Annotated in this window: 14 protein-coding genes; 2 read left to right on the top strand and 12 right to left on the bottom strand. The window is 69.4% G+C overall.

Annotated features, from left to right (window positions below):
• Window positions 1-121: 121 nt before the first annotated feature.
• Window positions 122-730 (bottom strand): hypothetical protein, encoded by a 609-nt coding sequence (locus tag ABZ840_RS09055; protein ID WP_361555676.1) that lies wholly within the window; start codon window positions 728-730, stop codon window positions 122-124.
• 160 nt (window positions 731-890) lie between these two features.
• Here ABZ840_RS09055 and ABZ840_RS09050 point away from each other — a divergent pair, with 160 nt between their 5' ends.
• Together ABZ840_RS09050 and ABZ840_RS09045 are read left to right on the top strand one after the other, a co-directional pair.
• The gene (locus ABZ840_RS09050; protein WP_361555673.1) at window positions 891-2078 is read left to right on the top strand and encodes a histidine kinase; all 1188 of its coding nucleotides are present in this window, start codon (window positions 891-893) and stop codon (window positions 2076-2078) included.
• Window positions 2075-2752, top strand: a complete 678-nt coding sequence (locus ABZ840_RS09045; protein ID WP_361555670.1) for a response regulator transcription factor — start codon at window positions 2075-2077, stop codon at window positions 2750-2752. The genes ABZ840_RS09050 and ABZ840_RS09045 overlap by 4 nt, the downstream gene beginning before the upstream one ends.
• A gap of 81 nt (window positions 2753-2833) precedes the next feature.
• Here the strand turns inward: ABZ840_RS09045 and ABZ840_RS09040 are convergent, their stop codons facing one another.
• From ABZ840_RS09040 to ABZ840_RS08990, 11 genes are all read right to left on the bottom strand, one after another.
• Complete coding sequence (locus ABZ840_RS09040) at window positions 2834-3301, bottom strand: DUF2550 domain-containing protein (RefSeq protein ID WP_052865207.1); 468 nt, start codon at window positions 3299-3301, stop codon at window positions 2834-2836.
• Between the two features lie 118 nt (window positions 3302-3419).
• Window positions 3420-3803 (bottom strand): F0F1 ATP synthase subunit epsilon, encoded by a 384-nt coding sequence (locus tag ABZ840_RS09035; protein WP_030258514.1) that lies wholly within the window; start codon window positions 3801-3803, stop codon window positions 3420-3422.
• 109 nt (window positions 3804-3912) lie between these two features.
• The gene (gene atpD, locus ABZ840_RS09030; protein ID WP_361555665.1) at window positions 3913-5355 is read right to left on the bottom strand and encodes a F0F1 ATP synthase subunit beta; all 1443 of its coding nucleotides are present in this window, start codon (window positions 5353-5355) and stop codon (window positions 3913-3915) included.
• Window positions 5356-5360: 5 nt separating this feature from the next.
• Window positions 5361-6281 carry a F0F1 ATP synthase subunit gamma gene (locus ABZ840_RS09025; protein WP_361555662.1) on the bottom strand — a complete coding sequence of 307 codons (921 nt, stop codon included), beginning with the start codon at window positions 6279-6281 and terminating at the stop codon, window positions 5361-5363.
• 20 nt (window positions 6282-6301) lie between these two features.
• Entirely contained in the window at window positions 6302-7894 is a 1593-nt protein-coding gene (atpA, locus tag ABZ840_RS09020; protein WP_361555659.1) for a F0F1 ATP synthase subunit alpha, read from the bottom strand.
• 155 nt (window positions 7895-8049) lie between these two features.
• A complete protein-coding gene (locus ABZ840_RS09015) occupies window positions 8050-8865 on the bottom strand; it encodes a F0F1 ATP synthase subunit delta (RefSeq protein WP_361555656.1) in 816 nt (271 codons plus the stop codon).
• Window positions 8862-9431, bottom strand: coding sequence for a F0F1 ATP synthase subunit B (locus tag ABZ840_RS09010; RefSeq protein ID WP_361555653.1), 570 nt, complete (start codon window positions 9429-9431; stop codon window positions 8862-8864). The genes ABZ840_RS09015 and ABZ840_RS09010 overlap by 4 nt, the downstream gene beginning before the upstream one ends.
• Window positions 9432-9473: 42 nt before the next feature.
• Window positions 9474-9716 carry an ATP synthase F0 subunit C gene (gene atpE / locus ABZ840_RS09005; protein WP_143940224.1) on the bottom strand — a complete coding sequence of 81 codons (243 nt, stop codon included), beginning with the start codon at window positions 9714-9716 and terminating at the stop codon, window positions 9474-9476.
• Window positions 9717-9794: 78 nt separating this feature from the next.
• On the bottom strand, window positions 9795-10598 hold the full coding sequence (atpB, locus tag ABZ840_RS09000; protein ID WP_361556545.1) for a F0F1 ATP synthase subunit A: 804 nt from the start codon (window positions 10596-10598) through the stop codon (window positions 9795-9797).
• A 276-nt stretch (window positions 10599-10874) separates the two neighbouring features.
• Window positions 10875-11312: a hypothetical protein gene (locus ABZ840_RS08995; protein WP_361555650.1), complete on the bottom strand. Its 438-nt coding sequence runs from the start codon at window positions 11310-11312 to the stop codon at window positions 10875-10877.
• Window positions 11313-11628: 316 nt separating this feature from the next.
• Window positions 11629-12972 carry an MraY family glycosyltransferase gene (locus ABZ840_RS08990; protein WP_361555647.1) on the bottom strand — a complete coding sequence of 448 codons (1344 nt, stop codon included), beginning with the start codon at window positions 12970-12972 and terminating at the stop codon, window positions 11629-11631.
• Between the last annotated feature and the right edge of the window lie 71 nt (window positions 12973-13043).

Here is a 13043-nt window from a genome sequence, read left to right as displayed (position 1 = left end):
ACACGTCGCCTCAGCCCGGCCGGGGGCCCGGGGGTCGCCCCCCGAAAAACACAGCATCCTGGCCCGCACGGCGAACAAGGAGCTGGGCGACGTGCTGTGGGTACCCGGCGGCGAGCGCTGATCAGGGCTTGGTCAGGGTCCGGGGCCGCTCCCCCGCGTCGGCCCCGGACGCCTCCCGTGCCGCGTCCGGCTCCCGCTCGCCCTTCTTCGGCTGCTTCGGCCAGATCGTGTACGTGAGGGCGATCAGCCCGTGGATGCCCACGATGCGGGCCGCGGTGGCCTGCCAGGACCGCAGCGAGGCGGTGTCGCCGTCGCCCACGTACCAGACCGCCGCCTGGAGCAGCCCGGCCGCGACCGCGCCCATCACCACCGTGCGCAGCCACAGCTTCCACTCGTGCACCGCACGCGCCCGGCCGTACCCGGCACCCGGCGGCTTCGGCCCGCCCGCGAAGCGGTACGCGAACTGCCCGTCCGCCCACCGGATCGTGTAGTGGCCGTAGGCGACCGTGAAGCCGATGTAGACCGCGGCCAGCCCGTGTTTCCAGTCCGCCTGCGCACCGTTGCGCAGGTCGATCACCGTCACCACGAGCAGGACCAGCTCCAGCAGCGGCTCCATCAGCAGCACCGCGGCCCCGGTGCGCGGCATCCGCGCCAGATAGCGCAGCGCCAGCCCCGCGGCCAGCAGCACCCAGAACCCGACCTCGCACAGCACGACCAGCGTCACGATCACGGTTCGCTCCTCTCCCTCCCCTCCAGCCTCCGCGCCCCGCGCCCCCGATTCGTCGTCGCCCGTGACGATCCGGCACTGCATCCTTCGATGTACGCGGCGCCGGCGGCGGATCGTCGCCGATAGGGAGGCCCGGACCGGCGCAGCCGTGTTGGATGGCAGGGTGAGCCCCTTCGCCGCCCCCGGCCGCCCGCACCGCGACGACGTCCTCATCGCGGTGTCCGGCCTGCTCGGGGGCGTACTGCTGTGGTTCCTCGGACTGCACGGCGGCCCGCCCCTGCTGCCCGCGCAGCTCGCGCTCGCCGCCCTCGCCCTGATGTCCGGCGCCGAGCTGCTGCGCCGCACCGCGCCCGGCACGGCCCTGGCCGTCGGCGTGGCGGCGATGGTCCTCGACGTGCTCAGCGGCACGGTGATCGCCACCGTGCTGATGTTCACCGACGTGATCTACGCGGCCGTCATGTACGGCACCCCGGCCGCGGCCCGCCGCATCCCCCGCGCCTGCGTCCTGGTCACCGTCCTCGCCACCCTGCTGCCCGTCGCCCTGCTCCGCGACCCGCAGGCGCTGCTCATCGGCGTCGCGGTCGGCGTCGGCACGATCGGCCCGGCCTGGACCGCGGTCATCATCCGCAGCCATCGCGAGGCCGCCCAGGCCGCCCGGCTGCGCGCCGAGCAGACCGCGCTGCTGGCCGAGCTGGACCGCCGGGAGGCCGTCCTGTCCGAGCGCGCCCGGATGGCCCGCGAGCTGCACGACATGGTCGCCAACCACCTCTCGGCCATCGCCATCCACGCCACCGCCGCCCAGTCCCTCGACGACCCGGGAGCGACCGGCGACGCGCTCGGCGTCATCCGCGAGAACAGCGTGCAGGGCCTGGCGGAGATGCGCCGCCTCATCGGCCTCCTGCGGGACGCCGGGGCCCAGGACGCGCCGGCCGCCACGCCCCGGCTCGACGCCCTGGACGCCCTCCTGGAGCGCGCCCGCGGCCACGGCGCCGGCAGCGGCCTCACCTTCACCCTCGCCGACGAGCGCCCGCCCGACGGCTCCGCGCTCGCGGCCCCGGTGGAGCTGGCCGCGTACCGGATCGTCCAGGAGTCCGTGACGAACGCGCTCAAGCACGCGGCGCCCGGCGAAGTGACCGTACGCCTCGCACGCGCCGACGGCGCCCTGTCGCTCGCCGTCACCAGCCCCTACGGCCGGCGCCCGGGCCCGAGCGCGCCCGGCTCCGGCTCCGGACTGGTGGGCATGCGGGAGCGGGCCGCCCTGCTGCACGGGACGTTCGACGCGGCCCCCGACGGAGACGTATGGCGCGTACGGGCGACACTGCCCGCCGACGAGAAGGAGCACCCCCGATGACCGACCGCACCGACCGTCCGATCCGGGTCCTGGTGGCCGAGGACCAGTCGGCCGTCCGCGCGGGCCTGGTCCTCATCCTGCGCTCGGCGCCCGACATCGAGGTGGCCGGGGAAGCGGCGGACGGCGAGGAGGCGGTCCGGCTGGCCGCCGGGCTCCGCCCGGACCTGGTGCTGATGGACGTCCAGATGCCCCGGCTGGACGGCGTCTCGGCCACCCGCGAGATCACCGCTCGGGGCCTGGCCGACGTCCTGGTGCTGACCACCTTCGACCTGGACGAGTACGTCTTCGGGGCGCTGCGCGCGGGCGCGGCCGGATTCCTGCTGAAGACCAGCGACGCGGCGGAGCTGCTGGCGGCGGTCCGCACGGTGGCGGCCGGCGAGGGGATCATCGCGCCCGCCGTGACCCGGCGGCTGATCGCGGAGTTCGCGGCGCCGCGCCCGGCCGCCGCGGCCCAGGACACCGCCGTCCTCGACGTGCTCACCCCGCGGGAGCGCGAGGTGCTGGGCTGCCTGGGCGAAGGGCTGTCCAACGCGGACGTCGCGGCCCGCCTGGACATGGCGGAGGCGACGGTGAAGACGCACGTCAGCAGGTTGCTGAACAAGCTGGACCTGCGCAGCCGGGTGCAGGCCGCCGTGCTCGCCCAGGAACTGGGCCTCGGCCGCGAGCACGCCTGACGCGGGACCGGGCCCGCGGCACCTACCGGAACGCGTTCCCCGGAGGAGCGGCCCCCGGAAAACAGAAAACCCGGACAGTCGTCAAGCCACGTTGACTCTCTGTCCGGGTGGTGCCGCCTCCAGCCAGGCGAGGAAGCCCGTGAGCGCGTCCTCGCTCATCGCCAGCTCCAGGCGCGTGCCCCGATGCCGGCAGGCGAGGACGATGGAGTCGGAGAGCAGGGCCAGCTCCTCCTCGCCCTCCGGGCTGCGCCGCTCCAGTACCTCGATGGAGGCCCGCTCCAGGATGCGCCGTGGGCGCGGCGCATAGGAGAAGACCCGGAACCACTCGACGCGGTCACCGTTGTACCGGGCCACGCCGTAGATCCAGCCTTTGCCGCTGGGCTCGCCGTCCGGCGTCGTGACGGCCGCCGCGGCGGGCACGTCCCAGCGCAGACTGCAGTCGAACGTGCCGCCGGACCGCTGGATCAGCCGCCGTCGCAGTCCGAAGACGAAGAGCCCCAGTAGTACCAGGACGACGACCGCGGCACTCACACACAGAGCGAGGACCATCTCCACCGACCTCCTCGCCTCGAATACGGTTACGCACCTGCATCGGCTCAGCCGCGGACCGCTCTGGAGAATTCCAGCGCAGCCCGCGGCTGAGGGTAAAGCTCGTCTGTGACAGGGTTCAGTGAACGCCTGCCACCGCACGCAGCCGGACATCGGCGCGGCGCTCGGCGGCCGCGTCGGCCTCCGACTTCGCCCGCTCCAAGGCCCGCTCCGCGCGCTGGACATCGATCTCGTCCGACAGCTCGGCGATCTCCGCGAGCAGAGAAAGCTTGTTGTCGGCGAACGAGATGAAGCCGCCGTGCACCGCGGCAACGACGGTGCCGTCGCCGCTCTCGCCGGTCGTACGAATCGTCACCGGACCGGACTCCAGCACGCCGAGCAGCGGCTGGTGACCGGGCATGACGCCGATGTCGCCCGACGAGGTGCGCGCGACGACCAGGCTGGCCTCGCCGGACCAGACCTGACGGTCCGCGGCGACCAACTCGACGTGCAGCTCAGCCACGATGGCTCCTCGGGTCTTCACCTGCCGGGATCAGCAGATGTCGGGTCAAATACTAGTGGGCGTCGGCGCCGGGGGCGGCCACGGCCGCCCCCGGAACCGGAAGCCGGGGTCAGGAGACGCCCAGCTCCTTGGCGTTGGCCTTGAGGTCCTCAATGCCACCGCACATGAAGAACGCCTGCTCGGGGAAGTGGTCGTACTCACCGTCGCAGATCGCGTTGAAGGCCGAGATGGACTCGTCCAGCGACACGTCCGAACCGTCGACACCGGTGAACTGCTTCGCCACGTGGGTGTTCTGCGACAGGAAGCGCTCGACACGACGGGCACGGTGGACAACGAGCTTGTCCTCCTCGCCCAGCTCGTCGATACCGAGAATCGCGATGATGTCCTGCAGGTCCTTGTACTTCTGCAGGATCGTCTTCACGCGGGAGGCGCAGTCGTAGTGCTCCTGCGTGATGTACCGCGGGTCCAGGATGCGGGACGTCGAGTCCAGCGGGTCCACCGCCGGGTAGATGCCCTTCTCCGAGATCGGACGCGACAGAACGGTCGTGGCGTCCAGGTGCGCGAAGGTGGTGGCCGGCGCCGGGTCGGTCAGGTCGTCCGCGGGGACGTAGATCGCCTGCATCGAGGTGATCGAGTGACCACGGGTCGAGGTGATGCGCTCCTGCAGGAGGCCCATCTCGTCCGCCAGGTTCGGCTGGTAACCCACCGCGGAGGGCATGCGGCCCAGCAGGGTGGACACCTCGGAACCCGCCTGGGTGTACCGGAAGATGTTGTCGATGAAGAAGAGGACGTCCTGCTTCTGGACGTCACGGAAGTACTCCGCCATCGTCAGACCGGCCAGCGCGACCCGCAGACGGGTGCCCGGGGGCTCGTCCATCTGGCCGAAGACCAGCGCGGTCTTGTCGATGACGCCGGAGTCCGTCATCTCCTCGATGAGGTCGTTGCCCTCACGGGTGCGCTCGCCGACGCCCGCGAACACCGACACACCGTCGTGGTTGTTGGCCACACGGTAGATCATTTCCTGGATCAGAACGGTCTTGCCGACACCGGCACCACCGAACAGACCGATCTTGCCGCCCTTGACGTACGGGGTCAGCAGGTCGATGACCTTGACGCCGGTCTCGAACATCTCGGTCTTGGACTCGAGCTGGTCGAAGGTCGGGGCCTTGCGGTGGATGGGCCAGCGCTCGGTGACCTCGGCAGCCGCCTCCGGCTTGTTGAGGATCTCGCCGAGGGTGTTGAACACCTTGCCCTTGGTGACGTCACCGACGGGGACGGTGATGCCCGTGCCCGTGTCGGTCACCGCGGCCTGGCGGACCAGACCGTCGGTGGGCTGCATCGAGATCGCGCGGACCATGCCGTCGCCCAGGTGCTGGGCGACCTCGAGGGTCAGCGTCTTCTTGACGCCGGCCTCGGCCGGGTCGTCGACCTCGACGGTCAGCGCGTTGTAGATGTCCGGCATCGCGTCGACGGGGAACTCCACGTCGACGACCGGGCCGATGACCCGCGCGACGCGGCCCGTCGCCGTGGCCGTCTCAACAGTGGTGGTCATAGTTGTCAGTCACTCCCCGCGGTCGCGTCGGCCAGTGCGCTCGCGCCACCGACGATCTCGCTGATTTCCTGGGTGATTTCGGCCTGGCGGGCCTGGTTTGCAAGCCGCGAGAGCGACTTGATGAGCTCTTCCGCGTTGTCCGTCGCCGACTTCATCGCGCGCCGGCGGGCGGCGTGCTCGGAGGCGGCGGACTGCAGCAGCGCGTTGTAGATGCGCGACTCCACGTACCGCGGCAGCAGGGCGTCCAGGACGTCCTCCGCCGACGGCTCGAAGTCGAACAGCGGCAGCAGCTCGTTCGAGGCCGCGGCACCGTCCTCGTCGTCCTTCGCGTCGAGGCTGAGCGGCAGCAGCCGGTCGTCGACCGGCGTCTGCGTCATCATCGAAACGAACTCGGTGAAGACGATGTGCAGCTCGTCCACGCCGCCCTCGGCCGTGTCCTTCCGGACGGTCTCGATGAGCGGTGCGGCGACGGCCTTGGCGTCCGCGTACGTCGGGCTGTCGGTGAAGCCGGTCCACGACTCCTCGACCTTGCGCTCGCGGAAGCCGTAGTACGACACACCCTTGCGGCCGACGATGTAGGTGTCGACCTCCTTGCCCTCGCCCTTGAGCCGCTCGGTGAGCTGCTCGGCGGCCTTGATGGCGTTGGAGGAGTAGCCGCCCGCGAGACCGCGGTCGCTCGTGATGAGCAGCACCGCGGCCCGGGTCGGGTTCTCCGCCTCGGTCGTCAGGGCGTGGTTGGTGTTCGAGCCGGTAGCAACCGCCGTCACCGCGCGGGTCAGTTCACTCGCGTACGGCGTCGATGCCGCCACCTGGCGCTGCGCCTTGACGATGCGCGAGGCGGCGATCATCTCCATCGCCTTGGTGATCTTCTTGGTCGCGGTGACGGAGCGGATGCGACGCTTGTAGACCCGGAGCTGGGCTCCCATGGATCAGGTCCCTTCCGTCGTCACTTGGCGGCGCCGGCCGAAGCGTCCTCACCGAGCAGCTTGCCGTCCGAGGTCTCGAACTGCTGCTTGAAGGTGGAGACCGAGTCGGTGAGGGCCTGGATGGTGTCGTCGGACATCTTGCCGCCCTCGACGATGCTGGTGAGCAGCTCCTTCTTCTCGCGGCCCATCCAGTCCAGGAGCTCGCGCTCGAAGCGGCGGATGTCCTCCACCGGGACGTCGTCCATCTTGCCGGTGGTACCGGCCCAGATGGAGACGACCTGCTCCTCGACGGGCATCGGCTGGTACTGACCCTGCTTGAGCAGCTCGGTCATGCGCTGACCGCGGGACAGCTGGGCCTTGGAGGCCGCGTCCAGGTCGGAACCGAAGGCGGCGAACGCCTCCAGCTCACGGAACTGGGCGAGGTCCACACGGAGGCGGCCGGAGACCTGCTTCATGGCCTTGTGCTGGGCGGAGCCACCGACTCGGGAGACGGAGATACCGACGTTCAGCGCCGGGCGCTGGCCCGCGTTGAACAGGTCGGACTCCAGGAAGCACTGACCGTCGGTGATGGAGATGACGTTGGTCGGAATGAACGCCGACACGTCGTTCGCCTTGGTCTCGACGATCGGCAGACCGGTCATCGAGCCGGCGCCCATGTCGTCCGACAGCTTCGCGCAACGCTCCAGCAGACGGGAGTGCAGGTAAAAGACGTCGCCCGGGTAGGCCTCACGGCCCGGCGGACGGCGCAGCAGCAGCGACACGGCACGGTAGGCGTCGGCCTGCTTCGACAGGTCGTCGAAGATGATCAGGACGTGCTTGCCCTCGTACATCCAGTGCTGGCCGATGGCGCTGCCGGTGTAGGGGGCGAGGTACTTGAAGCCGGCCGGGTCGGACGCCGGAGCCGCGACGATCGTCGTGTACTCGAGGGCGCCGGCCTCCTCCAGGGCACCGCGCACGGACGCGATGGTGGAGCCCTTCTGGCCGACCGCGACGTAGATGCAGCGGACCTGCTTCTTCGGGTCGCCCGAGCGCCAGTTGTCGCGCTGGTTGATGATGGTGTCGACGGCCAGCGCGGTCTTGCCGGTCTGGCGGTCGCCGATGATCAGCTGACGCTGACCGCGGCCGATCGGCACCATCGAGTCGACGGCCTTGTAGCCGGTCTGCATCGGCTCGTGGACCGACTTACGGACCATGACGCCCGGAGCCTGCAGCTCCAGGGCGCGGCGGCCCTCGGACTCGATCTCGCCGAGGCCGTCGATCGGGTTGCCCAGCGGGTCGACGACGCGGCCGAGGTAGCCCTCGCCCACGGCGACCGAGAGCACCTCACCGGTGCGCTGCACCGGCTGGCCCTCCTCGATACCGCTGAACTCGCCGAGGACGACCGCACCGATCTCGCGCTCTTCGAGGTTCAGCGCGAGGCCGAGGGTGCCGTCCTCGAACTTCAGCAGTTCGTTCGCCATCGCCGAGGGAAGTCCCTCGACCTTCGCGATGCCGTCACCGGCCTCGCTGACCGTCCCGACCTCCTCGCGCGAGGCCGCGTCCGGCTTGTACGCCTGGACAAAGTTCTCCAGCGCGTCCCGGATCTCCTCCGGCCGGATCGTGAGCTCCGCCATCTGGGTTCCCTGCTCTCCTTGTTGGGCCCGAAGTCTTGTTGCGGGGTATGGGGCTCCCCCCGCCGCAGGCAGAGGGCGGGTTCGCCCCCTGTTGCTGTCCCTGCGTTACGGCCCAACTCGGGCCGCTGCTCATGCTGTTGAGTTGGTTGGCTGTTTCAGCCGGCCATCCGCCGGGTCGCCTCGTCCAGGCGCTCGGAGATGGTCCCGTTGATGACCTCGTCACCGATGCGCACCTGCACGCCGCCGAGGACCTCGGGGTCCACGTCGAGGTTCAGGTGGACCCGCCGGCCGTACAGCGAAGTGAGGGCAGCGCCCAGGCGCTGCTTCTGGCTCTCGCTGATCGGCACCGCGGAGGTGACCACCGCGACCAGCCGGTCCCGGCGGTGCGCGGCCAGCTTGGACAGGGCATCCAGCCCCGCCTCCAGGCTACGGCCCCGCGGCTGTGCGACGAGTCGCACGACCAGGCGCTCGGTGACCGGGTTCGCCCGGCCGCCCAGCAGCGAGCGAATCAGCTCGGCCTTGGCCGAGGCGTCCGCCCGGCGGTCGGTCAGTGCGGAGCGCAGCTCGGCCGAGGAGGACACGATCCGGCCGAACCGGAACAGCTCGTCCTCCACGTCGTCGAGCGCCCCGGCCCGCTGCGCGGCGACGAGGTCGGCGCTGAACGCCAGCTCCTCGATGCCGTCCACCAGGTCGCGCGACTGCGACCAGCGGGAGCGGACCATGCCGGAGACCAGATCGACGGTCTCGCCGCCGACCTGGCTGCCCAGCAGGCGCCCGGCCAGCTCGGCCTTCGCCTCGCCGGCCTGCGCCGGGTCGGTGAGGACCCGACGCAGCGACACCTCGCGGTCGAGCAGCGCGGTGACGGCAGCCAGCTCCTCGGCGAGCTTCGCCGCGTCGACGGAGGCGTTGTCCGTCAGTGCGTCGAGACGCTCGCGTGCGGAGGCCAGTGCCTCGCGGCTCGCTCCATTCATCGGCCGGCCTCGGCCTTCGCCGTGTCGGTCGCCGCCTTGGCCTCGAGCTCGTCGAGGAAGCGGTCGATGGTGCGGCTCTGCCGGGCGTGGTCCTCGAGGGACTCACCGACGAGCTTGCCGGCCAGGTCGGTGGCGAGCTTGCCCACGTCCTGACGCAGCGTGTGCGCGGCCTGCTTCCGGTCCGCCTCGATCTGGGTGTGACCGGCGGCGATGATTTCCTCACGCTGCCGCTGGCCTTCCGCGCGCATCTCGGCGATGAGCGCGGCACCCTGCTCCTGCGCCTCCTGGCGCAGACGAGCGGCCTCGTGGCGGGCGTCGGCGAGCTGGGCCCGGTAGTCCTCCAGGACCTGCTGGGCCTCGGCCTGGGCGGCCTCCGCCTTCTCCATGCCACCTTCGATCGCCGCGCGGCGCTCGTCCAGAACCTTGTTGATGTTCGGGAGGAGCTTCTTGGCGAGGAAGCCGAAGACGATGAAGAAGGCGATCAGGCCGATGACAAGCTCTGGGATCGGCGGGATGAGGGGGTTCTGCGGAACCTCTACCTCACTCGCCAGGCTGACCAGGGTCACGTCAATGCCTTCCGTCTATAAGGGTCGTCGTAGTGCTTCGGCTTACTTGTAAACGAAGCCCATGACGATGCCGATGAGGGCGAGCGCCTCACAGAAGGCGAAACCCATGATCTGGTTGGTGCGGATCAGGCCGGCGGCCTCGGGCTGGCGGGCCAGGGCCTGGGTGCCGTTACCGAAGATGATGCCGACGCCGACGCCGGGGCCGATGGCGGCCAGGCCGTAACCGATCGCGCTGGCGCTGCCGGTGAACGCGTCGGCGGAGGCAAGGGTCTGGAGAGCGGACATGCCGGTTCTTCCTTCTCTTTCAAGGACCGATGGGGGTTGGCCACCGGACGTCTGGTGTGTATCGGGGAGGCGGGGTGCTCAGTGGTGCTCGGCGAGCGCGCCCTGGACGTAGTTGCAGGCCAGCAGCACGAAGACGTACGCCTGGACGGCCTGGATGAACAGCTCGAAGGCGGTCATCACAAGGGTCATCACGAAGGACGCGCCCGCGTAGACGAAGCCGACGCCGTTCGCGAGGTAGAAGCTGGCGATGGTGAACATCACGATCAGCATGTGGCCCGCGAACATGTTCGCGAAGAGCCGGACCGCGTGGGTGAAGGGCCGGATGATCAGGTTCGAGAAGAACTCGATGACCATCAGCAGCGGCAGGACCCAGCCGAGCGACTTGTCGTAGCCCGTGAAGTTCTTGAGGGCGCCGACGAAACCGTGCTTCTTGAAGGTCAGAGTCACCCAGAGCAGCCAGACCATCAGGGCCAGGCCGGCGGGGAACGCGATGACCGAGGTCACCGGGAACTGGGCGACCGGAATGATCGACCAGATGTTCATGACCCATACGAAGAAGAACAGCGCGACCATGAAGGGGACGTACTTGTCGCCCTCCTTCTTGCCGAGCGCGTCGTACACGAGCCCGCGGCGCACGAAGTCGTAGCCGGCCTCCGCGATCATCTGCATCTTGCCCGGCACGACCTTGGCCCGGCCGAAGGCAGCCCAGAAGAACCACACCACGACGACGGTGCTGACCAGGGCCAGCAGCATCGGCTTGTTGAAGTTGAAGCTGCCGATCGAGAAGAGCGGGTCGAAGACGAACGAGTGCAGGCCGGGAGCCTCGAAGCCACACCCTGGAATGAAGAGGTGGCACTCGGTGTTAAAGGCGAGCGTATTCATGTCAGCACTCACCGCGAGCTCCTTCAGCGTGGCGCATAGGTACGGCAACCTCGTTGTGTCGGCGCGGCGTTGATCCGCGGAACGGCACTGGACTGGTCTTACGGATTTGGGGGCGGCACATCGGCACTGGGCCGGTTCGCATCACAGGCGGGGGCCGCAGGATTCGTACTTCCTGCCCCGGGGGACTCGGGAGCCGCGCCGCCTGCGCCAACTGTGCCGCAGATGGCACCGGACGATAGCAGGCTCTCACGGCTGCGTTTATCCCGGCCCTACGTCTCACGGCGCGGACCCCGCCGTTTCCGCGCGCTTGGCTTCCGCGGCTTCGGGGTCGACGTAGAGAATCTTCGCCTTCATGTAGCCGCGGGCCTGTGCGGCGATCCACACGAGGGTCGAGGCGAGCAGGGTGAACGCGAAGGCCTTCGTATCAAAAAGAGACGTGTCCTTGAACGCGAGCAGAAAGACCCCGACGAACAGGATCTGCACCGCGTACAGCAGCAGCCCCATCATCTGGAACAGCGCGGGGTATTTCTTCGCGGTCTGCTGGAGGACGACGAGGCTGATGCCCATCACGAAGAGCACCAGCGCCACACCGAACACGGCACCGATCGCGCCCTTGCCGCCGGCGACCAGCGCACTGACGACGACGGCGAGAGCGCCGACGACAAGCGTGGGTACGAGGGCACGAAGAAACAGGCGAGCGTCATGTGACTGCATGGCGGCGCTCCGGCGGGGTGGGGGCGGGTGTGCTCGCGGACGAGCGTAGACCCGGTACGACGGTGGTCAGCCGAGCCGAGCGGCCCGATCGATTCGGGACTTACGGCTCTATCACCGGGTCTCGTGAACGGTATCACAAACTATTTGATGAGGTCTTTACCTACTTCGTGTGCTACCTGTCACACGTGAGCAGTACTCCGCGCGTTGGTGCACTGACGGCCGCCACTTTGTGTGCTATGAGCACGGAATAGTCCGATTTTCAGTGTGGCGAACATAATCTCGAACCCGTTCCGAAGAAGTTTCCGGAACCTCTCGTTCAGTGCCGGCTGCCGACCCGTCGCCAGTCCTGGAAACGGGACCGGTCGCCGATCGCGGTGGCGCCGTTGATCCCGGCCGGCACCGCTTCCCGCGGCTCCTCCCCCGACTCCGCATCGGCGGAACCGGCTTCCGGAGCCACGCCCTCCGCGTCGGTCGCGACGGCCCGGCGCCGGTACCGCGGGGGCACCATCCGCTCCGCCCAGCGCGGCGCCCGCGGCGTGAACCGCGGCAGCAGCAGGAGGCCCAGGCCGACGGCGCTCAGGGCGACGATGCCCAGGACGATCCAGACGCTGGCGTTGTTCACCGAGTACGCCACCGCGCCGAACGCGATCAGCGCCGACCAGAAGTACATGATCAGCACCGCGCGGCTGTGCGAGTGCCCGATCTCCAGCAGCCGGTGGTGCAGGTGGCCGCGGTCGGCGGTGAACGGCGACTGGCCGTTCCAGGTCCGCCGCACGATCGCCAGGACCAGGTCGGCGAAGGGCACCGCGATGATGGTCAGCGGCAGCAGCAGCGGGATGTAGACGGGCACCATCGTGTGCACCGCGGCCCGCTCCGAACCGGCGAACAGCTGCATCGCGTCCGGGTCCACCTGACCCGTGACGGAGATCGCGCCCGCCGCCAGCACCAGCCCGATCAGCATCGAGCCCGAGTCGCCCATGAAGATCCGCGCCGGGTGCATGTTGTGCGGCAGGAAGCCCAGGCACATGCCCATCAGGATCGCCGCGAAGAGCGAGGCGGGCGCCGCCGCCTCCAGGCCGTAGCCGTACCAGATGCGGTACGCGTACATGAAGAACGCCGCGGCCGCGATGCACACCATGCCGGAGGCGAGGCCGTCCAGGCCGTCGACGAAGTTCACCGCGTTGATGGTGATCACGACCAGCGCGACGGTGAGCAGCGTGCCCTGCATCGGGGTCAGCGAGACCGTGCCGACGCCGGGCACCGGGATCCACAGGATGGTCAGACCCTGGAGGACCATCACGCCCGCGGCGATCATCTGCCCGCCGAGCTTGATGAGCGCGTCCACGCCCCACTTGTCGTCCAGGACGCCGAGGATCCAGATCAGCGCGGCGCCCGAGAGGAGCGCCCGCGGCTCGTTGGAGAACTCGAAGACGCTCTTGATGTTCGTGAAGTGGGCGGAGACGAGCAGACCCGCGCACAGACCGCCGAACATCGCGATGCCGCCGAGCCGCGGCGTCGGTTCGCGGTGCACGTCGCGGGCGCGGATCTCCGGCATCGCGCCGGCCGCGATCGCGAATTTCCGTACCGGCCCGGTCAGCAGGTAAGTGACCGCGGCCGTGACGCACAGCGTCAGCAGGTATTCACGCACGGGCTGCCCCATTGGTATCGCTGGCCATCACAGCCACACACCATATGCGTGTCCGCCCCTCAGCCGTGAATGTAGGTAACGAC

Source organism: Streptomyces sp. NPDC047117, from assembly GCF_040643545.1.
GTDB lineage: Bacteria > Actinomycetota > Actinomycetes > Streptomycetales > Streptomycetaceae > Streptomyces.
Note: the sequence above shows the minus strand (reverse complement) of the source record. Positions and strands in the feature narration are given on the sequence as shown.

Excerpts from the sequence above, each read along its gene's own strand:
- atpE (WP_143940224.1), bottom strand. The coding sequence starts at position 9,716 with ATGTCCGCTCTCCAGACCCTTGCCTCCGCCGACGCGTTCACCGGCAGC.
- ABZ840_RS09040 (WP_052865207.1), bottom strand. The coding sequence starts at position 3,301 with ATGGTCCTCGCTCTGTGTGTGAGTGCCGCGGTCGTCGTCCTGGTACTA.
- ABZ840_RS09045 (WP_361555670.1), top strand. The coding sequence starts at position 2,075 with ATGACCGACCGCACCGACCGTCCGATCCGGGTCCTGGTGGCCGAGGAC.
- atpA (WP_361555659.1), bottom strand. The coding sequence starts at position 7,894 with ATGGCGGAGCTCACGATCCGGCCGGAGGAGATCCGGGACGCGCTGGAG.
- ABZ840_RS09015 (WP_361555656.1), bottom strand. The coding sequence starts at position 8,865 with ATGAATGGAGCGAGCCGCGAGGCACTGGCCTCCGCACGCGAGCGTCTC.
- ABZ840_RS08995 (WP_361555650.1), bottom strand. The coding sequence starts at position 11,312 with ATGCAGTCACATGACGCTCGCCTGTTTCTTCGTGCCCTCGTACCCACG.
- atpD (WP_361555665.1), bottom strand. The coding sequence starts at position 5,355 with ATGACCACCACTGTTGAGACGGCCACGGCGACGGGCCGCGTCGCGCGG.
- atpB (WP_361556545.1), bottom strand. The coding sequence starts at position 10,598 with ATGAATACGCTCGCCTTTAACACCGAGTGCCACCTCTTCATTCCAGGG.
- ABZ840_RS09025 (WP_361555662.1), bottom strand. The coding sequence starts at position 6,281 with ATGGGAGCCCAGCTCCGGGTCTACAAGCGTCGCATCCGCTCCGTCACC.
- ABZ840_RS08990 (WP_361555647.1), bottom strand. The coding sequence starts at position 12,972 with ATGGGGCAGCCCGTGCGTGAATACCTGCTGACGCTGTGCGTCACGGCC.